21 protein-coding genes are annotated in these 23476 nt (G+C 58.4%); 6 read left to right on the top strand and 15 right to left on the bottom strand.

The genetic code is table 11. The features are described 5' to 3' along the window. Nucleotides 1-8: 8 nt before the first annotated feature. The 7 genes from rsxD to blr all read right to left on the bottom strand — a co-directional run bounded on the left by rsxD (nucleotide 9) and on the right by blr (nucleotide 5616). The gene (gene rsxD / locus B3X29_RS07565) at nucleotides 9-1061 is read right to left on the bottom strand and encodes an electron transport complex subunit RsxD (RefSeq protein ID WP_103179385.1); all 1053 of its coding nucleotides are present in this window, start codon (nucleotides 1059-1061) and stop codon (nucleotides 9-11) included. Beyond that, nucleotides 1062-3275 (bottom strand): electron transport complex subunit RsxC, encoded by a 2214-nt coding sequence (rsxC, locus tag B3X29_RS07560; RefSeq protein WP_159339029.1) that lies wholly within the window; start codon nucleotides 3273-3275, stop codon nucleotides 1062-1064. Then, nucleotides 3268-3846, bottom strand: coding sequence for an electron transport complex subunit RsxB (rsxB, locus tag B3X29_RS07555; protein WP_103179387.1), 579 nt, complete (start codon nucleotides 3844-3846; stop codon nucleotides 3268-3270). Before rsxB ends, rsxC begins: the two co-directional genes overlap by 8 nt. Beyond that, nucleotides 3846-4427, bottom strand: coding sequence for an electron transport complex subunit RsxA (gene rsxA / locus B3X29_RS07550; protein WP_039029166.1), 582 nt, complete (start codon nucleotides 4425-4427; stop codon nucleotides 3846-3848). The genes rsxB and rsxA overlap by 1 nt, the downstream gene beginning before the upstream one ends. 76 nt (nucleotides 4428-4503) lie before the next feature. Continuing rightward, complete coding sequence (locus tag B3X29_RS07545) at nucleotides 4504-4944, bottom strand: DUF2569 domain-containing protein (RefSeq protein WP_103179388.1); 441 nt, start codon at nucleotides 4942-4944, stop codon at nucleotides 4504-4506. Between the two features lie 86 nt (nucleotides 4945-5030). Continuing rightward, the gene (gene ydgT, locus B3X29_RS07540; RefSeq protein ID WP_103179389.1) at nucleotides 5031-5246 is read right to left on the bottom strand and encodes a transcription modulator YdgT; all 216 of its coding nucleotides are present in this window, start codon (nucleotides 5244-5246) and stop codon (nucleotides 5031-5033) included. 199 nt (nucleotides 5247-5445) lie between these two features. After that, nucleotides 5446-5616, bottom strand: coding sequence for a division septum protein Blr (gene blr / locus B3X29_RS07535; protein WP_168192053.1), 171 nt, complete (start codon nucleotides 5614-5616; stop codon nucleotides 5446-5448). Between the two features lie 233 nt (nucleotides 5617-5849). Between blr and B3X29_RS07530 the strand changes: the two genes are divergently transcribed. Then, the gene (locus B3X29_RS07530; protein WP_156654393.1) at nucleotides 5850-6890 is read left to right on the top strand and encodes an oxidoreductase; all 1041 of its coding nucleotides are present in this window, start codon (nucleotides 5850-5852) and stop codon (nucleotides 6888-6890) included. Between the two features lie 30 nt (nucleotides 6891-6920). Here the strand turns inward: B3X29_RS07530 and add are convergent, their stop codons facing one another. The 3 genes from add to malX form a co-directional block, all read right to left on the bottom strand. Further along, the gene (add, locus tag B3X29_RS07525; RefSeq protein WP_159339027.1) at nucleotides 6921-7922 is read right to left on the bottom strand and encodes an adenosine deaminase; all 1002 of its coding nucleotides are present in this window, start codon (nucleotides 7920-7922) and stop codon (nucleotides 6921-6923) included. Between the two features lie 96 nt (nucleotides 7923-8018). Then, nucleotides 8019-9191 carry a MalY/PatB family protein gene (locus B3X29_RS07520; RefSeq protein ID WP_263950898.1) on the bottom strand — a complete coding sequence of 391 codons (1173 nt, stop codon included), beginning with the start codon at nucleotides 9189-9191 and terminating at the stop codon, nucleotides 8019-8021. Between the two features lie 47 nt (nucleotides 9192-9238). Next, nucleotides 9239-10831: a maltose/glucose-specific PTS transporter subunit IIBC gene (gene malX, locus B3X29_RS07515; protein WP_159339022.1), complete on the bottom strand. Its 1593-nt coding sequence runs from the start codon at nucleotides 10829-10831 to the stop codon at nucleotides 9239-9241. A gap of 177 nt (nucleotides 10832-11008) precedes the next feature. Here malX and B3X29_RS07510 point away from each other — a divergent pair, with 177 nt between their 5' ends. Next, nucleotides 11009-12037, top strand: a complete 1029-nt coding sequence (locus B3X29_RS07510) for a Mal regulon transcriptional regulator MalI (RefSeq protein WP_103179395.1) — start codon at nucleotides 11009-11011, stop codon at nucleotides 12035-12037. Between the two features lie 2 nt (nucleotides 12038-12039). On the opposite strand, the gene B3X29_RS07505 is transcribed toward B3X29_RS07510, so the two are convergent. Beyond that, nucleotides 12040-12936: a LysR family transcriptional regulator gene (locus B3X29_RS07505; RefSeq protein WP_103179396.1), complete on the bottom strand. Its 897-nt coding sequence runs from the start codon at nucleotides 12934-12936 to the stop codon at nucleotides 12040-12042. Nucleotides 12937-13086: 150 nt separating this feature from the next. Between B3X29_RS07505 and B3X29_RS07500 the strand changes: the two genes are divergently transcribed. Together B3X29_RS07500 and B3X29_RS07495 are read left to right on the top strand one after the other, a co-directional pair. Further along, nucleotides 13087-14025: an MBL fold metallo-hydrolase gene (locus tag B3X29_RS07500; RefSeq protein WP_236560441.1), complete on the top strand. Its 939-nt coding sequence runs from the start codon at nucleotides 13087-13089 to the stop codon at nucleotides 14023-14025. A gap of 15 nt (nucleotides 14026-14040) precedes the next feature. Continuing rightward, entirely contained in the window at nucleotides 14041-14895 is an 855-nt protein-coding gene (locus B3X29_RS07495; protein ID WP_290517664.1) for an alpha/beta fold hydrolase, read from the top strand. A gap of 39 nt (nucleotides 14896-14934) precedes the next feature. Here the strand turns inward: B3X29_RS07495 and B3X29_RS07490 are convergent, their stop codons facing one another. Both B3X29_RS07490 and manA read right to left on the bottom strand, forming a co-directional pair. Then, nucleotides 14935-16488 carry a YdgA family protein gene (locus B3X29_RS07490; RefSeq protein WP_103179399.1) on the bottom strand — a complete coding sequence of 518 codons (1554 nt, stop codon included), beginning with the start codon at nucleotides 16486-16488 and terminating at the stop codon, nucleotides 14935-14937. Nucleotides 16489-16586: 98 nt separating this feature from the next. After that, the gene (gene manA / locus B3X29_RS07485) at nucleotides 16587-17762 is read right to left on the bottom strand and encodes a mannose-6-phosphate isomerase (protein ID WP_159339018.1); all 1176 of its coding nucleotides are present in this window, start codon (nucleotides 17760-17762) and stop codon (nucleotides 16587-16589) included. 199 nt (nucleotides 17763-17961) lie between these two features. On the opposite strand from manA, the gene fumA reads away from it, so the two are divergent. Both fumA and fumC read left to right on the top strand, forming a co-directional pair. Then, nucleotides 17962-19608 (top strand): class I fumarate hydratase FumA, encoded by a 1647-nt coding sequence (gene fumA, locus B3X29_RS07480; RefSeq protein WP_103179401.1) that lies wholly within the window; start codon nucleotides 17962-17964, stop codon nucleotides 19606-19608. A 147-nt stretch (nucleotides 19609-19755) separates the two neighbouring features. Beyond that, nucleotides 19756-21150, top strand: a complete 1395-nt coding sequence (gene fumC / locus B3X29_RS07475; protein WP_156654401.1) for a class II fumarate hydratase — start codon at nucleotides 19756-19758, stop codon at nucleotides 21148-21150. Here fumC and tus read toward each other — a convergent pair whose 3' ends face one another. After that, entirely contained in the window at nucleotides 21151-22080 is a 930-nt protein-coding gene (gene tus, locus B3X29_RS07470; RefSeq protein ID WP_156654402.1) for a DNA replication terminus site-binding protein, read from the bottom strand. It abuts the gene before it with no gap. Between the two features lie 73 nt (nucleotides 22081-22153). Continuing rightward, entirely contained in the window at nucleotides 22154-23452 is a 1299-nt protein-coding gene (gene rstB / locus B3X29_RS07465) for a two-component system sensor histidine kinase RstB (RefSeq protein WP_103179404.1), read from the bottom strand. Nucleotides 23453-23476 lie beyond the last annotated feature (24 nt).

Genomic DNA, 23476 nt, shown 5'->3' with positions numbered 1-23476 from the left:
GCAGATCCTTAGCGATGGCCGTACACGCGCGGACGCGTGTAGTAGTCGATGAGCGGAACGGTGATGTTCGCCAGCAGCACGGCAAAGGCCACGCCGTCCGGGTAACCGCCAAAGCTGCGGATCAGCCACACCAGCAAACCGGCCAGCGCGCCAAAAATCAGGCGCCCACGGTTGGTGGTAGAGGCCGTTACCGGGTCGGTCAGAATAAAGAAGGCACCCAGCATGGTCGCGCCGGAGAGCAGATGGATCTGCGGCGACGCCAGCGACGCCGGCGAGAAGAACCAGCCCAGCCCGGAACAGACCGCAAGCGTTACCAGGAAGCTCACCGGGATATGCCAGCGGATCGCTTTCTGCCACAGCAGGAACAGGCCACCGGCCAGGTACGCCAGGTTAACCCACTGCCAGCCCGCGCCTGCCAGCACGCCGCTGTAAATGGGCGACTGGAGGATCTGCTCTACGCTGTGACCCGCATGCAGAGAGGTTTTGAAGGTATCGAGCGGCGTCGCCTGGCTGATGCCATCCACCCCCAGACGCAGGGTGTTCATATCCGCGCCGCTGGCGGTATGGCCGGAGAAGATCACCTGCACGGCATCCATAAAGCCTGGCACCGTCGCGGCAATCTCATGCGGCGGCAGCCAGCTGGTCATCTGCACCGGGAAGGAGATCAGCAGCACCACATAGCCAATCATCGCCGGGTTAAACGGGTTATGCCCGAGGCCGCCATAGAGCTGCTTGGCGATGATCACCGCGAACACGGTGCCGAGCACCACCATCCACCACGGAGCGAACGGCGGAATACTGATGGCCAGCAGCAGGCCGGTGAGCAGGGCGGAATTGTCCGCCAGAATTTTGCCCACCGCGATTTTCCGCAGTTTGAGTACCAGCGCTTCGGCCGCCAGCGCGCTCACACAGCCAAGGATGATCTGCAGCAACGTACCCCAGCCGAAGAACCAGAGCTGTACGGCAATGCCCGGCAGCGCGGCCAGGCAGACCAGCATCATAATGCGCGATGTCTGGCGCTGGTTATGGGTATAAGGGGAGCTTGCGATTCTGAAAACCATTTAATCCTCGTTAACTGCCTGCTGTGCGGCTCTCTTCGCCTGTACCCGCGCGATGGCGGCAGCCACTGCCGCTTTGCGTGGATCGTCATTGGCTGCCGGCTCTTCTTCCTGTTGCGCCGCCTTGCGCGCTTTTGCCCGGGCAATGGCGGCTTCGACCGCGGCTTTACGCGGGTCGACGGGGGCGGGTTCTTCCTGTTTTGCTTCCGGTGGCGCGGCTTTTCGGGCTTTGGCCCGGGCAATCGCCGCTTCGACGGCCGCTTTACGCGGGTCGACCTGAGCCTGTTCAACCTGAATATCGTCCGGCTGCGCCGCTTTGCGGGCTTTTGCACGGGCAATGGCCGCTTCGACCGCCGCTTTACGCGGATCGACTGGCGCTGGCTCGCTCTGGCTCTCTTCCGATGGTGCCGCCTTGCGGGCTTTTGCACGGGCAATGGCCGCTTCGACAGCGGCTTTACGCGGATCCACCGGCGCTGGCTCGGCCTGAGTCTCTTCCGGTGGCGCCGCTTTGCGGGCTTTTGCACGGGCGATGGCCGCTTCGACCGCCGCTTTACGCGGATCGGTTTCTGTTGATGCGGCGGCAGCCTGCGCTTTTTCCGCCTGACGGGCGCGGGCCTCTGCTTTGCGCGCTTCGCGGGCGGCAATCATCTCGCTGTTATCCGGGCGCTGACCCGCCGGGATCACCACATCTTCTGTCGCGGTGGCTTTCTTTTCGCGCACACGCGCCAGGGCAGCATTAATGGCATCCTGGTCTTTTGCCGCAGGCTGAACTGCCGCTTTCTTATGGCGCGCTTCTCGGGCGGCTTTCTCGCGTTCAAGGCGCTGCTGGCGCGCTTCAAACCGTGCTTTGGCTTCGGCTGCGCGTTTCTCTTCCTGGGCGATCGCGTAAATTTCGGCTTTCTCGACGCGGAAATATTGCACCAGCGGAATATTGCTCGGGCAGACCCAGGCGCAGGCGCCACACTCAATGCAGTCGGCCAGGTTGTGGGATTTCGCTTTATCGTGGATCTGCCCTTTGCTGTACCAGTAGAGCTGCTGAGGCAGCAGATCCGCCGGGCAGGCATCGGCACAGGCGCTGCAGCGAATGCAGCCTTTCTCTTCCTGCGTTTCGCCCATCTCGCTGACGGACGGCGCCAGCAGGCAGTTGGTGATTTTTACCACCGGGACATCCAGCCAGGGCAGGGTAAAGCCCATCAGCGGCCCGCCCATAATTACCATTTGCTCGGCGCTCGGGCAGAACCCGGCCTGATCCAGCAGATGACGAACCGGCGTGCCCAGACGCGCCCAGACGTTGCCGGGACGGCTAACCGATTCCCCGGTAAGGGTAACGACGCGCTCGGTAAGCGGCTCCCCGTCAACAACGGCACGTTTAACGGCATAGGCGGTGCCGACGTTCTGCATCAGGACGCCAATGTCAGACGAACGACCGCCGTGCGGGACCTGCTTGCCGGTTAAAATCTGGGTCAGCTGCTTTGCGCCACCGGAGGGGTACTTGGTGGGAATAACGCGCAGGCTGATATCATGGCTGCCCGCCAGCACCGCACGCAGCATGGAGATGGCCTGCGGTTTGTTATCTTCAATGCCGATCAGCACCTCTTGCGGCTGCAGAATGTGCGCGAGAATACGAATGCCCTCGACGATCTGCGCGGCGCAGTCCTGCATCAGACGATCGTCCGCGGTGATGTACGGCTCGCACTCGGCGGCGTTGATAATCAGGGTTTTGATCTTGTCGCCGCCGCCCTGCAGTTTGTTACCGGTTGGGAAGCCCGCGCCGCCCAGACCGGCGACGCCAGACTGATGAATGCGCTCGATCAGCGCCTCGCGGCTGTGGTTGCGGTAGTCGCTCCAGCCGTCGCGCTCAATCCAGCGATCTTCGCCATCGGCGTCGATGATGACGCACAGCTCAGAGAGGGCGGAAGGGTGGGCAACGGTATGGGGCGCAATCGCCACCACGGTGCCGGAGGTAGGGGCGTGCACAGGCAGCATACGTCCGCGTCCAAAGGTCAGCGGCTGGCCGCGTAACACGCTGTCGCCAGGTTTAACGCACAGCTCACCCTCAGCACCGATGTGCTGCTTCAGGGGGATAACAAAACGGTTGGCCAGCGGGATCTGGCGCAGCGGCGTACCGCTGGACTGGGTTTTCATCTCTGGCGGATGAATACCGCCATCGAAATCCCAGATCTTCTCTTTTCTGAAGGCAGAAAATAACTTAAGCATGTTGTTCCACAGGAATAATGCGCACCGGAATGGTCTGAAGATCCCATTTCCAGCTATCGGTCGTGGTGGCTACCGGGCGTAACTCAATGCACTGGGTCGGGCAGGGGGCGACACAGAGGTTACAGCCGGTACACAGGTCTTCCATCACGGTATGCATGGCGCGCGTGGCGCCCACAATGGCATCTACCGGGCAGGCCTGAATACATTTGGTGCAGCCGATGCAGTTAGGCTCATCGATCACCGCCAGCATGCGCACCGGCTCCTGCGCGCTTTCATCACCATCGACCGGCTGGGGGTCGACGTTCAGCAGTTCGGCAATCTTCAGCATCACCGCTTCGCCGCCAGGCGCACAGCGGTTAATTTTTTCGCCGCCGCTGCCCACCGCCTCTGCGTAGGGGCGACAACCAGGGTAGCCGCACTGCCCGCACTGGCTTTGCGGCAGTAGCTCATCAATTTTTTCGACAATCGGGTCATCCTCCACCGCGAAGCGGCGTGAGGCGTAACCGAGAATGATGCCAAACAGCAGCCCCAGAACACTGAGGGCAGCAATGGCAATCCAGATTGCATTCATTACAACTTCACCAGACCACTAAAGCCCATAAAGGCCAGAGACATAAGACCGGCGGTAACCAGCGCGATGGCGTTACCGCGAAACGGTGCCGGGATATCAGCCGCGACCAGGCGTTCGCGGATCGCTGCAAACAGCACCATCACCAGCGAGAAGCCGACCGCGGCGGAAAAACCGTACAGCGCCGACTGCAGGAAATTGTGCCCAAGGTTAATGTTGAGCAGCGCCACGCCGAGCACCGCACAGTTGGTGGTGATCAGCGGCAGGAAGATGCCGAGCAGGCGGTATAACGCCGGGCTGGTTTTACGCACCACCATTTCGGTGAACTGCACCACCACAGCGATAACCAGAATAAAGGCCAGCGTGCGCAGATAGGTCAGGCCAAGGGGGATTAAAATCCAGGTATCTACCCACCAGGCGCAGATCGAGGCGAGGGTCAACACGAAGGTGGTGGCCAACCCCATCCCCATTGCCGTTTCGAGCTTTTTGGATACGCCCATAAATGGGCACAGGCCAAGGAACTTCACGAGAACGAAGTTGTTTACCAGCACCGTGCCGACAAAGAGCAGTAAGTAATCGGTCATTATTCAGCCTGACATAAAAAAGCCGCCTATTATCGGATAAACCGGCGCAGGCGACAACAGGTTAACTGTAAGGTTATTACGGGTTCACAAAGGTGTTCTTTACGCGGGCCGAGCGCTTAAAGTACGGCACGAAAAGCGCGGTCACCAGCAGTGGGAAGAGGAGTTGACGCACTGCCAGCGCATCGGAAACCGGCGAAAAGGCGAAGGCTTTCACGGCCAGCAAGACAGAGACCAGCAGCCAGATAATATAGTGCTTAGGCACGCTCCGGCGGCGTTTAAAAAACGCGATGGTCAGCCACAGCGTGTAGTACCACATGGCAATCGCAAAGGCGAAAGAAATAAACCACATGACGATAGCAGAGGTATTTTGCGCGCCCAGCGTTTTAAGCGCGTGCGGCGTAATTAATGCAGTGGAATAAAGTACCAGTGCCAGCGACGCACTTAATAATGCAACCAGCAGCCAGGCGAGCGGAGCAAGTAACCAGCCGCCAATTTTTTCTCCAGCCGTTGTGGTCATGTTCTCTCCCGATAGTCAGCGAAAAGCGCGAACTGCAAATTAGCAGGGGCGAGAGTATATAACATTTCCGGGCAATGAGTACCCTTTTAGAGCACGTAACGCCACACCGACTTAGGCACTTCGCCAATGTTGAACAGGCGTCCACCAGAAACCAGCTCAGCGCGGCGATGGTCAGCGGCGCGGTACATGCTGATAATGTCCTGATTGTCACTCAGGGTGTAGTTCAGATGGTCAAAGAGCTTTTCCAGACTTTCAAGGGAATTAATTTTGCGAAATTTTAATAAATAGTCCTGAACTGTCATTTTAATAATTTTCCATATGAGTGAGTAATGCCAAAGGAGTAATTAGGTCGAATAATAAACGGTTCAAATAAGACGTAAACGGTTTGCCAAAGCGCACCGGCAAAAATAAGAGTTTTCTTGATTGATGAAATCAGGCGTCGGCCGACGCCTGGCGAAGAAGGTAACGCTGTTCATGACGGCTGGCAATAAGCAACTGACATCATATGTCACTATTTTTGGTGAGCGTATGAGGCTTGGCTTGATTGAGGGTATTTACCGGCTCGGGTGGCTGGTAGTTATCAATATGACTGGCAACGGCGAGCAGTATCACCGACACGCCCAGCACGATCCATCCCGCTAACTCGATAATTCGATTAATTATTGTCGTCATGATTCTTGGTGATGTTTTATCCATAAATACAGATCCAGAATTTTACAGTGCGATATGCCTTCGGGCAAGCGCTTTACAAGGATGTTTTGCGATTGTATTCAGCGAGTTATAAATGTTAATCAGAAATTACTGATTGCTTCTGTTGCTATAGGGCAAGGTACGCCAGATTAATCTATTGTGACGGGAGAGGAGATAGTGTGAAATATGCAGGTCAAAAGATGAGAGGCGATTTCATGAGCGACAAAATCCGTGTTGGATTAATAGGTTATGGTTATGCGAGTAAAACATTTCATGCCCCGCTGATTGATGGCACCCCGGGGATGGCGCTGGCAGCCATTTCCAGCAGCGATGCGACGAAAGTTCATGCCGACTGGCCAACCGTGCCGGTGGTTTCTGAGCCGAAGCATCTGTTTAACGATCCCAATATCGACCTGATTGTTATCCCGACACCAAACGACACCCATTTCCCGCTGGCGAAAGCGGCCCTTGAAGCGGGCAAGCATGTGGTGGTGGATAAACCCTTTACCGTGACACTGTCACAGGCTCGCGAACTGGACGCGCTGGCAAAAAGCCTGGGTAAACTGCTCTCCGTCTTCCACAACCGCCGCTGGGACAGCGACTTCCTCACCGTTAAAGCCCTCATTGCCGACGGCTCTCTGGGGGAAGTGGCATTCTTCGAATCACATTTCGACCGCTTCCGTCCGCAGGTGCGTAATCGCTGGCGTGAGCTGGCGGGTCCGGGCAGCGGCATCTGGTACGATCTGGCCCCGCATCTGCTTGACCAGGCCGTTAACCTGTTTGGTCTGCCGGTGAGCCTGAACGTCGATCTGGCCCAGCTGCGCCCTGGCGCGCAGGCCACGGACTACTTCCATGCGGTGTTGAGCTATCCGCAGCGTCGCGTGGTACTGCATGGCACGATGATGGCGGCGGCGGAATCTGCACGTTACATCGTGCATGGCTCCCGCGGCAGCTATGTGAAGTTCGGTCTCGATCCGCAGGAAGAACGTCTGAAAAACGGGGAGCGCCTGCCGCAGGAAGACTGGGGCTATGACATGCGTGACGGCGTGCTGACCCGCGTGGAAGGGGAAGAGCGTGTGGAAGAGACCTGGCTGACTCTGCCGGGCAACTACCCGGCCTATTATGCCGGTATTCGCGATGCGCTGAACGGCCAGGGTGAAAACCCGGTCCCGGCAAGCCAGGCGATTCAGATTATGGAACTGATTGAGCTGGGTATCGAGTCCGCGAAACATCGCGCGACCCTCTGTCTGGCCTGAAAACAAAGCCCGGCAATGCCGGGCTTTTTCTTACCCGCGTGCGACCTTGTCGCGCAGCGCCTGCTTCTCGGCAGATGTTAAGAATGCCATCTCCAGACCATTGATCTGCGCCTGGCGAATCTGCTCGCGGCTCAGCCCGGCCTGCGGGGCGGCCACCGTGTATTCGTGAATAATATCGACCCCCTGAACCGCCGGATCGTCAGTATTCAGCGACGCTATCACGCCATGCTCAAGGAAAGTTTTCAGCGGGTGGTGCGCCAGCGTCGCCACGGTACTGGTCTGAATATTGGAGGTCAGACAGGATTCGATTCCGATGCGTTGCGCCGCCAGGAAGTCCATCAGGGCGCGGTCTTCCACCGCCTTCACCCCATGACCAATACGCTCGGCGCCCAGCTCGCGGATCGCCTGCCAGATGCTCTCCGGGCCTGCCGCTTCACCGGCATGGACGGTGATGTGCCAGCCTGCGTCGCGGGCGCGATTGAAGTGGGAGAGGAACAGACTGCCCGGGAAGCCCAGCTCGTCGCCCGCCAGATCGACCGCAGTGATATGTTCGCGGTGAGCCAGCAGGGCTTCGAGTTCCTGAAGGCAGGCGGCTTCGCCAAAGGTACGGCTCATGATCCCAATCAGGCGGGCTTCAACATCAAAGGCTTTACAGCCTTCGCGAACGCCAGCGATCACCGCCTCTACCACACCGTCAACCGGCAGGTTGTGGGACATGGCCATATAGCCCGGCGAGAAACGCAGTTCTACGTAATGCAGACCGTTGCGCGCGGCGTCCTCAATATTCTCGAAGGCAACGCGACGGCAGGCTTCCAGCGAGGCGAGGACTTTTACCCCCCAGTCGAGTTTGCTTAAAAAGCTCACCAGATCCGGTTCGTTTTCTGTTACCTGCACATGCGGGATCAGCGACTCAAGGTTTTGTGCGGGCAGAGCCAAATTATACTGGCGACCAAGATCCAGAATGGTCTGGGCACGGATGTTGCCATCAAGGTGGCGATGAACGTCAGTTAGCGGGAGGGTGGTATCAATCATGGTCGCACTCTTTATTAGGTAAAGTGCGACATATTATAAAAATAAAACGGAGCAAAAAGCTATTTGCGCAAGGTAAATATCCATTGCGCAACGCTATTACCGCAGGGCGTGAATCCCGGCAATCAGTCGTTCCACCCCTTGCTCCAGTTTACTGCGCGGGCAACCGGCATTGAGGCGGATAAAACCGTTACCCTCTTCGCCATAGGTATATCCCGGCATAATCGCCACTTTTTGCTGCTCAATCAGCACCTTTTGCAGCTTCCGGTCGTCGATATTTAGCGGTCGTAGATCGATCCACGCCAGATAGGTCGCCTCTGGCGGTTGCCAGTTTAACGCCGGAAAGGCACCATTGAGCCTGTCGGCTACATAGTGCAGGTTGGCCTCCAGATAACTGCGCAGCGCATCCAGCCAGGCTTCACCCTGTTGGTAGGCGGCAATATGCGCCACCAGCGCCAGCACCGAGGGCGAAGAGAGGCCGTCGCGCCCCTTTAGCGCCTGCAAATAGTCCATGCGGCTGGCTTCATCACCGATCAAACCGTATGCGCCGGTAAGAGCAGGAATATTAAAGCTCTTGGAGCCGGAGGTGAGAAGCGCCCATTTTCCCTGCGCCACTTCGCACCAGGGGATATGCTGATGGTTGCCCCAGACCATATCCATATGAATTTCATCGCTTACCACCGCCACGCCGTGACGCGCAGAAAGTTCAGCCATGGTCGCTAACTCGTCCCGGGTCCAGACCTTGCCCGTCGGGTTGTGCGGGCTGCAGAGCAATAAAATGGTGTTCTGCGGCTGTGCCAATACCGCTTCCAGTTCGGCCATATCGCACTGCCAGCCCGCCGCCGTCTTATGCAGGCCAACAGGCACCACCTGACGGTTATTGCCCGCAATGGCATTGTAAAACGCGTCGTAGGCCGGGGTGTGGATCACCACCCCGTCCCCTGCGTTGGACCACTGGCGAATCAGCTCCGACACCATATAGATCACCGAGGGGCCATAGACGATGGCGCTGGTATCGATGGAGCTGTTGAAGCGCTGCCGGAACCAGTGCCCTACCGCCCCAAGGAACTCGTCGTTTTTCCAGCGGCTGTAGCCAAACACTCCGTGGCTGATGCGAGCTTGCAGAGCCTCGATGATGCAGGGGGCAGTGGCAAAATCCATGTCCGAGATAGTAAACGGCAGCAGATCGGCGGCGCCGAAGCGGTCGGCAACATAGTCCCATTGGGTACACCAGGTGCCGTGACGATCCACGACGGCAGAAAAATCAAACATAACGTCTCCTTAAAAGAGAACCCCCTCCTGGGGAGGGGGCTGGGGCATCAGGCTTCTACTGTTCGCATCAGGGTCGCCAGCTCATCTTTCACCGACTGCACCTGCGGGCCGATGACCACCTGCAAATTGTGCTGGTTGAGCTGAACCACGCCGATGGCGCGATTGGCCTTCAGGGCGTTGGTGTCCACTTTGGACATATCTGCCACCGACAGGCGCAGACGGGTAATGCAGTTGTCCAGAGAGGTGATGTTATCCGCACCGCCCAGCGCCGCGAGGATCGCCGGCGTATTGTAGCCGGATTTGCCAGTTACGCCCGCCACTGCCTGCTCCACGCTCGCCGCGCTCTCAATATCGCGACCCGGCGTTTTCAGGTTAAAGCGGGTGATGGCGAAGCGGAAGATGCCGTAGTAAACCGCAAACCAGATCGCGGCCACCACCGGAACCAGATACCACTTGGTCGACAGGCCGTGCAGAATGCCGAACACCACAAAGTCAATCACGTTGCCGTCGGTATTACCGATGGTGACACCCAGCACCGCCATGGTGGTAAAGCCCAGGCCGGTCAGCACGGCGTGAATAAGGTACAGTACCGGTGCCACGAACAGGAACAGGAACTCGATCGGTTCAGTGGTACCGCCGACCACGCAGGCGATAACGCCGGAGATCAACAGGCCCTTAATCTTATGACGGTTTTCCGGACGGGCGCAGTGGTACATCGCCAGCGCCGCACCCGGCAGGCCGCCGAGGAAGGCTGGCATTTTCCCCTGGGAGAGGAAGCGGGTGGCACTCTCCGAGAAGCCGTGGGTGGTCGGGCAGCTTAACTGCGCCTGGAAGATGGTCAGTGCGCCGCTTACCGAGTGGCCGCAGACCTCCATGGTGCCACCGGCTTCGGTGAAGCGGATCAGCGCCACCAGGATATGTTGTAAGCCGAAAGGCAGCAGCAGACGCTCACCGGTGCCGAAAATCATCGGGCCAAAATCGCCCGCGCTGTTGATGATATGCCCGATACCGGTAATACCCAGGGCGAAAATCGGCCACACCAGCGGGATCACCAGGCCAAACAGGCCCATGGCGACGGTGGTAATAATCGGCACAAAGCGCGTACCGCCGAAGAAGGCCAGCGCATCCGGCAGGCGGATATTGTGAAAACGCTCATGCAGCAGCCAGATGATCACCCCTGCGATCACCGCGCCGAGGATCCCGGTGTCGATCGACTGGATCCCCAGTACGCTCTGGATGTTATTGGCTTTGAGCACCGCCGCGTCGGTAGTGGGCAGGATCCCCTTCGTAGTCAGCCAGAAGTTGACCGCCAGATTCATCACCGCGTACCCCACAAACCCGGAAAATGCCGCCACGCCTTTGTTTTCGCGGGCCAGGCCCAGCGGAATGGCGATACAGAACATCACTGGCAGGAAGCTAAAGGCGAAGGAGCCGACCTTACTCATCCAGATAAAAATTGCCTGCAAGACCGGGTTGCCCAGAAAAGGGATCAGGGTAATGACATCGTTACTGCTGAGCGAGCTGCCGATGCCCAGCATGATCCCACAGAAGGAGAGCAGTGCCACGGGCAGCATAAAAGTTTTACCCAGTTGCTGGAAAAACTCCCACAGCGAGATTTTTTGTGCTGCTTTCGCCGTCATAAAACGACTCCTTTATTGTTAAAATAGATTTACCTGCCTCAGTGCTGCGAGAAGATAAAACGTTTTATCAAAGTTTAGTGCGCGCTAAATCACATTCTCAGGCTTTGGCAGAGGGTATAAAGATAACGTATTGATAAAACGTTTTACCGATCTCATTATCAGGGAGACACCCCACACATGGCTGTAGCGAAAAAAATTACTATCAACGACGTTGCGCTGGCGGCGGGTGTCTCTGTGAGCACGGTTTCACTGGTTCTGAGCGGGAAAGGGCGCATCTCCCCTGCGACGGGCCAGCGCGTCAACGAGGCGGTGGAGCAACTGGGGTTCGTTCGCAACCGCCAGGCATCGGCGCTGAGGGGTGGGCAAAGCGGGGTGATTGGCCTGATCGTCCGCGACCTGACGTCGCCGTTCTATGCCGAACTGACGGCGGGCCTGACGGAGGCGCTGGAAGCCCAGGGGAGGATGGTATTTTTACTCCATGGCGGCCGGGAAGCGGATCAGCTGCTCCAGCGCCTCGATATGCTGCTGACGCAGGGGGTGGATGGGGTGATCGTTGCCGGGGCCTCCGGGGTAAGCAATGAGCTGTGCGAGCGGGCGGCAGCCAAAGGGGTTCCGCTGGTGTTTGCCTCCCGCGCCAGCTATCTCGACGAAGCGGATACCCTGCGCCCGGACAACATGCAGGCAGCACAAATGCTGACCGAACATCTTATTCGCCGCGGCCATCAGCGAATTGCCTGGCTGGGCGGTAAAAGCTCCTCCCTGACGCGCGCCGAACGGGTGGGTGGCTACTGCGCGACGCTGATCAAATATGGCCTGCCGTTCCACAGCGAGTGGGTGGTGGAGTGTGAATCCCGCCACAAGCAGGCGGCGGAGGCGATCGGTAGCTTGCTGCGCGCCAGCCCCACCATCAGCGCCGTGATTTGCTATAACGACGTTATCGCCATGGGCGCCTGGTTCGGCTTAATCCGTGCCGGGCGCCAGAGCGGGGAAGGTGGGGTTGAAACCTTCTTTGGTCATCAGGTGGCGCTGGGCGCCTTTGCGGATGTGTCAGAGAACGCGCTGGACGATCTACCGATTGTCTGGGCCACCACCCCGGCGCGGGAAATGGGCTATACCCTGGCCGAGAGAATTATGCAGCGGATCGATAAAGCCGACGTGCAGGCGGGGCATCAGATTGTGTCGGCCCGCCTGGTGACGGTGAAATAACATTATCCATGCGGCGTGAGCGGGTTACGTTCCAGCCGCGCCTCCAGAGCCTCGACAAACTTGCGCACCTTAACCGGAATCAACCGCGACGTCGGGTAAACGGCCCAGACAGCCAGCGCTTCCGGCCTGGCATCCTCCAGCGCGATCCGCTCCACCAGGCCTTGTGCAAAGGCGGGCTCAAGGTACCAGCGGGACAGGTTGGCAATGCCCATGCCGCCCAGGCAGGCCTCAAAGATCGCCTCGATAGAATTCGCCGAAAACCGCCCCGATACTTTCTGTTTGCTTCGCTGTCCCCCCTGGTCGAACGTCCAGTGGGTGGTATCAGAGGTGGTTAAGCAGCTGTGCGCCGCAAGATCGCTGAGCGTTTTTGGATAGCCATGCTCCGTCAGATACGCTGCGCTGGCGCAGAGGTCTCGGGGGTTATCACAGAGGCGATGCGCCACCAGACGGTTGTCCCGCAGCGGGGCGATACGTAACGCCACGTCTATTCCTCTGCCGACAATATCAACCTGCTCATCGGTGGCGAGTAAATCGACCTGCAGGGCGGGATGCTGGCGCATAAAGTCGGGCAGCATCGGGGCGATGATTTTACGGCCAAACGCCGCCGAGGCGGTGATGCGAAGCCGCCCGGAAAGGGAGGCGCCATCAGGAAAAAGGTCGGCCAGGGCGTTGGTCTTATCTTCCAGCAGCGCCTGGGCATGGGGTAAAAAGATGGTGCCGTCGCTGGTGGGTGAAAGGGAGCGCGTGGTGCGGTGTACCAGCCGGACCCCCAGCTCCGCTTCCAGATTATTCAGGCATCGCGACGCCGCCATGGCGCTCATAGAGAGCCGACGCGCGGCACCCGCGAGACTTCCCGCTTTGATGGCTTCCACGAATACTTCCACATCTTCCAGTTTCATTATCTCGATTCTCGTTGTACTGGCCTATCAAATTACATATCTACACTAATTAGCGTTATAGCGCCATAGTCACTCCACATCCTGATAAAGAGTGAATTCGGAGTGAAGATGAAAAAGAGGACAACGGTTTTAGCGCTCAGCGGCCTGTTTTTGGCAGGATCCGTTTGGGCTGACGCACCCGCGCAGATTAAACAGCAGGTGCCGGGTTACTATCGCCTGGCGGTGGGGCAATATGAGGTGACGGCGCTTTTTGATGGCTACAACGATCTCTCGCCGTCGCTGTTAAAAGGGCTCTCGGCCGACAAAATTCGCGACCTGCTGGCGCAGCATAAGATTGATGCCGAGCGCATGCCCACCTCCTTTAACGCCTTTCTGGTGAATACCGGAAAACATCTGGTGATGATAGACAGCGGCGCGGGCCACTGCGTGCCGCAAACCGCAGGGCAATTAATTCCCAACATGCAAGCCTCCGGGTATCGTCCTGAGCAGGTTGATACCCTCTTCCTGACCCACCTCCACCTGGACCACGTCTGCGGCCTGAGCGATGCCGCGGGTAAGGCGCTATTCCCTAATGCCACGGTTTACGTGCCGCAGGCGGAAGCTGACTACTGGCTGGATCCGGCGAAAGAGGCCAGCGCCCCCGCCAATGCAAAAGAGTATTTCGCTATCGCCCAACACGCTCTGGCCTCCTATAAAGCGGCGGGACGCCTGAAAACCTTCGTGCCGCCCGCCTCGCCGATCCCTGAAGTCCAGACGGCCTACGCTCCCGGCCATACGCCCGGCAGCACGGTCTATCGTTTTGCCTCTGAGGGGAAAGGCATCAACTTTATCGGCGACCTGATCCACGCCCCTGCGGTGCAGTTCCCGCACCAGGAAGTGTCGATTCGCTTTGACGTGGATGCGAAAAAAGCCACCTCATCACGTGGGCAAGAGTTCAACGCCCTGGCAAAAGAGGGCGAATGGCTGGCGGCAGCGCACCTGGCGTTCCCGGGCATCGGGCACATTACCGCCAACGCTCAGGGTTACAACTGGAACCCGGCGATTTACGGCCCGTATCAACGTGCGGCCGACGTGCCATTGCTGAAATAAGACGAGGCGATCGCAATGAAAAGTTACACCGTAACAGCGAATGGTATCCGTCATTTTGTGGTTGAAGAGGGGGAAGGGGCGCCGGTGATCCTGCTCCATGGCTTTCCGGAAACGAACTATGCCTGGCGCTATCAAATTCCGGTTCTGTCGAAGCACTACCGGGTGATTGCTCCGGACTTGCGCGGGTATGGAGAAACGGATAAGCCGGCCTCCGGCTACGATAAACGCACTATGGCGCGGGATATCCTGGAACTGATGAATGCCCTGGGCCTGAAGAAAGTGGTGCTAGTGGGGCACGACCGCGGCGCGCGTGTCGCCACCCGCTTTGCGAAAGATTATCCGGAACGGGTGGATCGTCTGGTGGTGATGGATAATGTCCCGACGCGTATCGTGGCGCGGGATTTGAACGCCTCTATTGCCCGGGCGTACTGGTTCTTTCTGTTCCACCTGGTGCCCGATCTGCCGGAAGCCCTGATTGCCGGACGGGAGCATATCTGGCTACGCCACTTCTTCTCGGACTGGACTTACGATCCTTCTACCATCAGCGGCGAGGCGTTTGATACCTACGTCCGGGCCTATCAGGCACCCGGTGCCGTGCGGGGGGCGATGGCCGATTATCGCGCCAATGCAGAGGATGTGGCGCAAGATCTGGCGGACGCGGAGATCAAAATTGCCTGCCCGGTGATGTCGCTGTGGGGCAATGATTTTCACGCTGTCGGCAAGCTGTTCGATATGCAGAGCGTCTGGGCGGAAATGGCGGACGATCTGAGGGCGTATGGTATTGAAGAGTGCGGGCATCTGCCCCAGGAAGAGCAACCGGAGAAAGTGAACGCCCTGCTGATGGATTTCCTGACCGGCTGGAAAGGATGACTGGCAATAAAAAACCCCTCCGCAGAGGGGTTTTGCTGTTTACTGCTGAGGAACCGCAGGCGCTGGCGGAGCAGCCGGTGCTGGCGGAGCCGCAGGTTCATCCGGTACCGCCAGGTTCAGCGCCGGTACGCCAAACATGCCGACGAACTCCTCCAGCGGCATCTTCTGGCCATTCAGGGTCACCTGACCATTGCTGTACTGCAGGCTGGTGCCGATCACGTTATCTTCCACGGTGGTGATGCGGAACATCTGTCCCATCGCCGCCAGGCCTTTCACCTGCTGGCTGGCCAGCTTGCCGGCGTCATCTTCGTTATACCCTTCCAGCTTCGCAATCTGGGTCATGAACTCGGTCGCCATGTCCATCGGGATGGTCAGCTTGCTCTCCAGCGATTTCACGCTGCGATCCACTTCCTGCGCCAGGGTCTGCGCTTCACCGGTGGCGGTGGCGGGATCCTTCATGAACAACGACAGGTTGAAGTTGGTTTCGCCTTTGCTGTTTTTCCAGCTCAGCGGCGCGATAGTGACCACCGGCTCGCCTTTGAGCAGGATCGGCAGATTACCGAAGAAGGCTTCCGCCGCTTTCTGCTGATAGAGCGCCGGATTGTTGGTCATCAGCTCTTTATCCGCCAGCAGGGCCTGGCTTTGAGCGCGATACTGCTGGCTGAACTGGTGCCATGCCTGACCGTCAATATTGCCGATCTTCAGGGTCAGCTTGCCGGTACCCAGATCCTGATTCTGCACTTTCAGGCTCTTCAGGTTGTAATCCAGCTGGCTGTTGATGCTCTTGCCATCTTTGGAGAGATCCGCGGTGGCTTTCAGATCTGTGCCTTCCAGCACCGCCATCTCTTTGCCTTCAATGGCGATAGCCATTTTTTCGAGGGTCAGTTTCTGATCGCCGATGCGCTCGTCAAAACTGGTCAGACGGCTGTTGCCATCAATGTTCAGGTTATTGAAGGTCAGCTGGACTTTCTGATCGTACTCGTTCACCGCGTTGACCCGGCCGCTTGCCGCTTCACCTTTGAGCGAGACGTTTTTGCCGTCGCGATCGGCATCAAGCTGGAAGTTACCGCCGCTGAACGCTACCTGCTCGTCGCCATTCTCGTAATTCAGGGCTTTCAGGGCGATATCGGAACGGGTATCACCGGCATAGCTGATGCGCGTATTGACCTCAAAAGGTGACTCATTCTTCGCCAGATCGAACAGCGGCTTAGAGGCTTCGTTATTGACCAGGGTCGATTTGACCGAGGCCATAGAGGGGATGAGGTTGAAGGATTTCAGCTGGGCCAGCGGGAACGGACCGTGGTCGACATCTTCGTTCAGCACCAGGCTTTGTCCCGGTTGCAGCCACGGATTAGTGGTTCCTGCTACCGGCTTAACGACCATCTGCAGATGGCTGCTAAACACGCCGCGCTGATAATCCTGATAGCTCAGCTCCAGCCCGGCTTCCGGCGCGGTACGCTTAAGTTCACTGTTCGCCTGGGCCACCATCTCGCCCAGACGGCTCTCCAACTGTTTCCCGGTGTACCAGGCCGCGCCAGTCCAGACCAGCCCTAATGCAACAATAACGCCTGCAGCTATAACCGATTTTTTCATCGTGATTATCCATAAAATGAAACCGAGCGGTGAAAACCGCCCGGTGAGGTCATAAGGTTAGCAATAGCTTAGCAAAAATTGTTAAAAAATTCAGCAAGTCACTGGAGCTTGTTGAATACCCGCGCCAGACGCCCGACGCCGCTGACGCTAACCGGGGAATCATTCGCGGCAATAAAGGCCGACTCACCAGGCTTCAGCACCAGGCGCTCCTCGCCCTTGCTCAGTACCGCTTCACCCTCAACGCAGAAGAGAATAGCCGCGCTCTGCTGGGCAATACGGGTCTCTTCGCTGCTGAGATCGTGCAGGGAAAACGCAAAATCCTCCACCGGGATGGGGAAGTCCAGCTCTGCGCCGTTTTTCACCGGCTGGGTGAGCAGCTCAGCCGCCGGTTTCGCGACGAATTTGACGTTGGCCACCAGTTCAGGGATGTCGATGTATTTCGGCGTCAGTCCCGCACGAAGTACGTTATCGGAGTTAGCCATTACCTCCAGCGCCACCCCTTGCAGGTAGGCATGCGGCGTTTCGGCAAACAGGAACATCGCTTCGCCCGGCTCCAGTTTCACCACGTTCAGCAGCAGCGGGGAGAAGAGGCCGCTGTCGTCCGGGTAAAATTCTGAAATGACGCGGATGGTCTCCCACGGCTCACCCTGCTGGCTGTTCAGGGCCGCTTTAAGTACCGCCAGCGCACGGGATTTTTCGTCCCCCTGCATATTCAGCAGGCTGGCGAAGAGGTGGCTCAGGCGATCGGCATCCGGTTGCTCGAGGAAGTGGGCAATGGCGCTGTGCGCCCCGGCAACCGGCTGCAGCAGCGAAACGATCTCGGAGAACTCGCGGAAGGCGTTCATCGCCAGGAACGGCGTCAGGGCAAAGACCAGTTCCGGTTTGTGGTTCGGATCTTTATAGTTACGCTCGGCGGCGTCCAGCGGAATGCCTGCTGCGTTCTCTTTCGCAAAACCCGCTTCGGAGGCCTGCTTGTTCGGGTGAACCTGAATGGAGAGCGGCTGATCGGCGCAAAGTACCTTGAAGAGGAAAGGGAGTTCGCCAAAGCGTTCGGCGACGGCGCTGCCCAACAGCGTGGCTTTATCACCCTCGATAACGTCACGCAGGGAATGTTCGCCCTGGGCATCGGTAATTTTTGAGCTGCTCTTCGGGTGTGCCCCCATCCACAACTCTGCCATCGGCAGATTGTCCGGGTTGGCGATACCGTAGAGATCCGTTAACGCAGTTTTACTTCCCCAGGCGTAGTGCTGCACTGAGTTGATGAGTTTTTGCATTATCAAGCCCTGTTTCATATGTGGAATTATCTGCCCGTATTAAAGCAATAAACCGGGCGGATGTAACCTGCGCGCGGAAAAAGTCGTACTAGTCTCAGTTTTTGTTAAAAAATTGTGTAGGATAGGCTGACTCGCTTTTAAGCAGGGCAGCGGAACATCTGCTCTAAATAAACAGACCGAAGCAGTAAGTGAGAGATCAATGTCGAATAAACCCTTCCATTACCAGGATCCTTTCCCGCTGGCCAAGGATCAGACCGAATATTACCTGTTAACCCGCGACCACGTTTCTGTCTCTGAATTTGAAGGACAGGAGATCCTGAAAGTTGACCCGCAGGCCCTGACCTTACTGGCGCAACAGGCGTTCCACGATGCCTCGTTCATGCTTCGCCCGGCACATCAGCAGCAGGTGGCCGATATCCTCAGCGACCCGCAGGCCAGCGAGAACGACAAGTACGTCGCCCTGCAGTTCCTGCGTAACTCCGATATCGCGGCAAAAGGCATTCTGCCGACCTGTCAGGACACCGGCACCGCCATCATCATGGGTAAAAAAGGCCAGCGTGTCTGGACCGGTGGCGGCGACGAAGCGGCCCTGGCGCACGGCGTGTATAACACCTATATCGAAGACAACCTGCGCTATTCACAAAACGCCCCGCTGGATATGTATAAAGAGGTCAATACCGGCACCAACCTGCCGGCGCAAATTGACCTCTACAGCGTGGATGGCGACGAATACAAATTCCTCTGCATCGCCAAAGGCGGCGGTTCAGCGAACAAAACGTATCTCTATCAGGAGACCAAAGCGCTGCTCACGCCGGGCAAGCTGAAAAACTACCTGGTGGAGAAGATGCGTACTCTCGGCACCGCGGCGTGTCCGCCGTACCACATCGCCTTTGTGATCGGTGGCACCTCGGCGGAAAGCACCCTCAAAACCGTCAAGCTGGCCTCGACCAAATACTACGACAATCTGCCGACCGAAGGTAACGAGCACGGCCAGGCGTTCCGCGACGTCCAGCTTGAGCAGGAATTGCTGGTGGAAGCCCAGAACCTCGGCCTTGGCGCCCAGTTTGGCGGCAAATATTTCGCCCACGACATCCGCGTGATCCGTCTGCCGCGCCACGGCGCGTCCTGCCCGGTGGGGATGGGCGTCTCCTGTTCGGCGGACCGCAACATTAAAGCTAAGATTAACCGCGACGGCATCTGGATTGAGAAACTGGAAAACAACCCAGGTAAGTACATTCCGGAAGCGCTGCGGAAAGCGGGCGAGGGCGAGGCGGTACGCGTTGACCTGAACCGTCCGATGAGTGAGATCCTGGCCCAGCTTTCTCAATACCCGGTCTCCACCCGTCTGTCGCTGAACGGCACCATTATCGTGGGCCGCGATATCGCCCACGCGAAGCTGAAAGAGCGTCTGGATAATGGCGAAGGGCTGCCGCAGTACATTAAAGATCACCCGATCTACTATGCGGGCCCGGCAAAAACCCCGACCGGCTATGCCTCCGGCTCCTTAGGGCCAACCACTGCCGGGCGTATGGACTCCTACGTCGATCAGCTCCAGGCCAACGGCGGCAGCATGATCATGCTGGCGAAGGGCAACCGCAGCCAGCAGGTGACGGACGCCTGCCACAAGCACGGCGGCTTCTACCTCGGCAGCATCGGCGGCCCGGCCGCGGTACTGGCGCAGGGCAGCATCAAGAGCCTCGAGTGCGTGGAGTACCCGGAGCTGGGTATGGAAGCGATCTGGAAAATCGAAGTGGAAGACTTCCCGGCGTTTATCCTCGTGGATGACAAAGGCAACGACTTCTTCAAACAGATCCAGTCCTCCCAGTGTTCGGCCTGTGTGAAGTAGTTTGAAAACCCTGCCGGGTGGCGCAGCGCCACCCGGCAAAGCCCGGCAAAAAAGAGCGCACAAAGCGCCATACCCTTTTTCTTATCTCATCAATACTTGTTTCTTTGAGCTGTGAGCAATCCACTTCAGTGTTATCAAGGAGAAAGTATGACCACCTCACGCAGTGAGAAAGATTCGATGGGTGCCATCGACGTTCCTGAGGACAAACTCTGGGGCGCACAAACCCAGCGTTCACTGGAACATTTCCGTATCTCCACTGAAAAGATGCCGGTCTCGTTGATCCAGGCCCTGGCGCTGACCAAACGCGCCGCGGCGAAGGTCAACCAGGATTTAGGCCTGCTCTCCGGGGAGAAAGCTAACGCCATTATCGCCGCCGCCGATGAAGTGCTGGCGGGGAAACATCCCGATGAATTCCCGCTCGCCATCTGGCAGACCGGCTCCGGTACCCAGAGCAACATGAACATGAACGAGGTACTGGCGAACCGCGGCAGCGAACTGCTCGGCGGGGTGCGCGGCATGGAGCGCAAGATCCATCCCAACGACGACGTCAACAAAAGCCAGAGCTCCAACGATGTCTTCCCGACGGCGATGCATGTGGCGGCGCTCATCGCCCTGCGCGAACAGCTCATCCCGCAGCTGAACGTGCTGAAGCAGACCCTCAATGACAAAGCCCTGGCCTTTGCCGATATCGTCAAAATTGGTCGTACCCATCTGCAGGACGCCACGCCCCTGACCCTGGGCCAGGAGATCTCCGGCTGGGTGGCGATGCTTGACCACAACCTGCGCCATATCGAACACAGCCTGCCGCACCTGGCGGAGCTGGCGCTGGGTGGCACCGCAGTGGGCACCGGGCTCAATACCCATCCGGAATACGCGGTACGGGTGGCTGAAGAGCTGGCAAACATCACCGGACAGCCGTTTGTCACCGCGCCGAACAAGTTCGAGGCGCTGGCGACCTGTGATGCGCTGGTGCATGCCCACGGGGCGCTGAAAGGGCTGGCGGCCTCGCTGATGAAAATCGCCAACGACGTGCGCTGGCTGGCTTCCGGGCCGCGCTGCGGCATCGGCGAAATCAGCATCCCGGAGAACGAGCCGGGCAGCTCCATCATGCCGGGTAAAGTCAACCCGACCCAGTGCGAAGCCATGACCATGCTCTGCTGTCAGGTGATGGGCAATGACGTGGCGGTGAACATGGGCGGGGCCTCGGGCAACTTTGAGCTGAACGTCTACCGTCCGATGGTGATCCATAACTTCCTCCAGTCGGTGCGTCTGCTGGCGGACGGGATGGAGAGCTTTAACGAGCACTGCGCGGTAGGCATTGAGCCGAATCGCGAGCGCATCAGCCAGCTGCTCAACGAGTCGTTAATGCTGGTGACGGCGCTCAATACCCATATCGGCTATGACAAGGCGGCGGAAATCGCCAAAAAAGCGCACAAGGAGGGGCTGACCCTGAAAGCCTCCGCCCTGGCGCTGGGGTATCTCACCGAGGCCGAGTTCGACAGCTGGGTCCGCCCGGAAGAGATGGTCGGCAGCCTGAAATAGTTACTCCGCCACGTAGAGGTGCAGCCGCGGGATAATCAAGCGCAGCGGCTGTGCCTGCGGCTTATAACGGTGCTGAACGTTATCCGCATCGTAATTGAGCAGCTCACCAATATCGGGTATCACCGCCCCCTGATCGGCATCGTAAAGGGCGATCAGCGGCGTCGGGCAGGCGTATTGCACCTGCTTTTGCTGCCCGGCATACCAGACGCGGGCGATTGGCTGCACTTTTACCGGCCGCTTGATCTTCAGCCGCGCCTCTGCAGGCAGAGAGTGAATGGCCGTATATTCTGCCTCCAGCCGCTCCACCCACTGATCCCGTGACCAGGGCGCTACGGCGCGCGGCGACTTGAGGCTTTTCTCCAGCATCGCCAGCACCTCATCGCGGGTGAAATTTTTGATGATGTGCTTATTGGCCCAGCCGAAGCGCAGGGTGGCGGGATGGTTAATCACCGTTAACGTGCGATAGGCGTTGAGGGTGATCAAACCCGGCAGTTGGTGATGCACCCACTCAAAACGGGCGGCGGGGGCCAGACCTGACTCCTCGGTGACGATTTTTTCAAATTCCGCCTTTAAGGCATTAATAGTCGCAATGCGGGCGGTGATTTGTTCCCGGTGCGCGGCGTCGCTCTGCAGGCAGATCACCCCCGGCAGGCGCACGGCGGCCTTGCTGCTGCGATTCTCGGATTGCTGCTGGATAAAGAGGTGACGATAGTGTTGCAGCGCCATCGTCAGCGCCTCCTGGCCGAGGTGCTGCTTCACCGTAATGGCGTTGAGCGGATCGTGTTCGGCGCCTTTGGCGACGTCCGGCAGGGAGAAGACGCGCCCGGCTAGCAGGCGACAGGCCTGGAGTTCGGGGGTTAACTGCGCCAGCTCGTGCTCCATCTGGCGAAAGGTTGAGTTTAAGCGTTCGATAAGATCGTAAGTTGCCATAGCACACCACATTAGTTACAACATACTATATGTATAGCACAGCACGCCGGGTCAGGCCAGCGTGCGGTTTAGGTCAGTCAGGGATGGGCAGGGCGATATGATGCCAGACGGGCCAGTTGAAGCAGAAACGGGCGCCGCCGAGGTCGCTGGCTTCGCAGCTGACGTCCCCCCCCAGCGCCTGGGCGATAGAGTGGACGATCGCCAGCCCCAGGCCGCAGCCGCCGGTGGCGCGGTCCCGGCTCGGGTCGAGTCGGACAAAAGGCTCAAATACCCGCTGGCGGGCCTCTGGCGCAATGCCCGGACCATCATCTTCCACCGACAAACTGGCGCGGCTGCCGTTTAGCGTCAATGCGATCCGCAGCTGGTTATCGCTGTAGCGCAGGGCGTTGTTGACCAGGTTATCCAGCACCCGCTCCATCAAACGCATATCCAGCGCGCCGTAATCGCCGTCCACGCTGCTGATCAGCAACGTGCGCTGCGGGTTGACGCTCTGCACATCCTCCACGTAGCTGCGCAGCCATGCAGGCAGATCCGGGGTGGTGAGCTTAAGTTCGTTCTGCGGTCGGTCGAGGCGGGCATAGGTCAGCAGCTCCTCAATCAGCGCCTCGAGCTGGCTGATATCGCGATTCAGCGCCTGCGACTCTGTTTCGGTCAGGTTTTCACTCATCTCCAGCCGGTAGCGCAACCGTACCAGGGGGGTGCGCAGCTCGTGGGCGATACCGTCGATCAGCTGTTTTTTGCTGGCGATGAGGGCGTTGATATTGTCAGCCATCTGGTTAAAGGCCACCCCCAGCCGCTCAAAGCTGGAGCCGCTGTCGAAGTGGATCCGCTCGGTCAGATGCCCGTCGCCGAAACGCTGGGCGGCGGCCTCGAGGCGCAGCATGTCCTGCCAGTGGGGGCGCATCCAGATAAACACCGGGAAGGCGAGCGAAATGGCGATAAAGGCCAGCAGGGCGATATCCAGCAGGCGCATCTGATGCAGGAAGTAGAGATACGGCACCGGGCCGACCGCCAGGACGTAATGGCTGCGCGGAATACGCTGAATAAAGGTGTACTGATCGTCCAGCGCCACGATATCGCCTTCGCGAAGCCGCTGCATGGTCGGGGCATCCAGGGTGTATTTCTTCAGTGGCTCGATGCGCAGTTTGAATGAGAGGTTCAGATCCAGCTCTTTGATGGTGCGCGCCCAGTCGTGAGGGGGGATCTCACGCAGTTCACTGCGCATCAGATAGAGCGAGCTTTTCATCAAATCATCCAGCGACTGTCTGCCTGCCCGCTCGGCGGTGAACTTATAGACCAGCCCAACCAGCATGGTCATCACCAGGAAGCAGACGAACAACAGAAGGTAAAACTGCACAAACAGTTTTTTCATGAAATATCACCCAGCTACAACGCG

This window comes from Leclercia sp. UBA5076 (assembly GCF_002416465.1).
Taxonomy (GTDB): domain Bacteria; phylum Pseudomonadota; class Gammaproteobacteria; order Enterobacterales; family Enterobacteriaceae; genus Enterobacter.
Note: the sequence above shows the minus strand (reverse complement) of the source record. Positions and strands in the feature narration are given on the sequence as shown.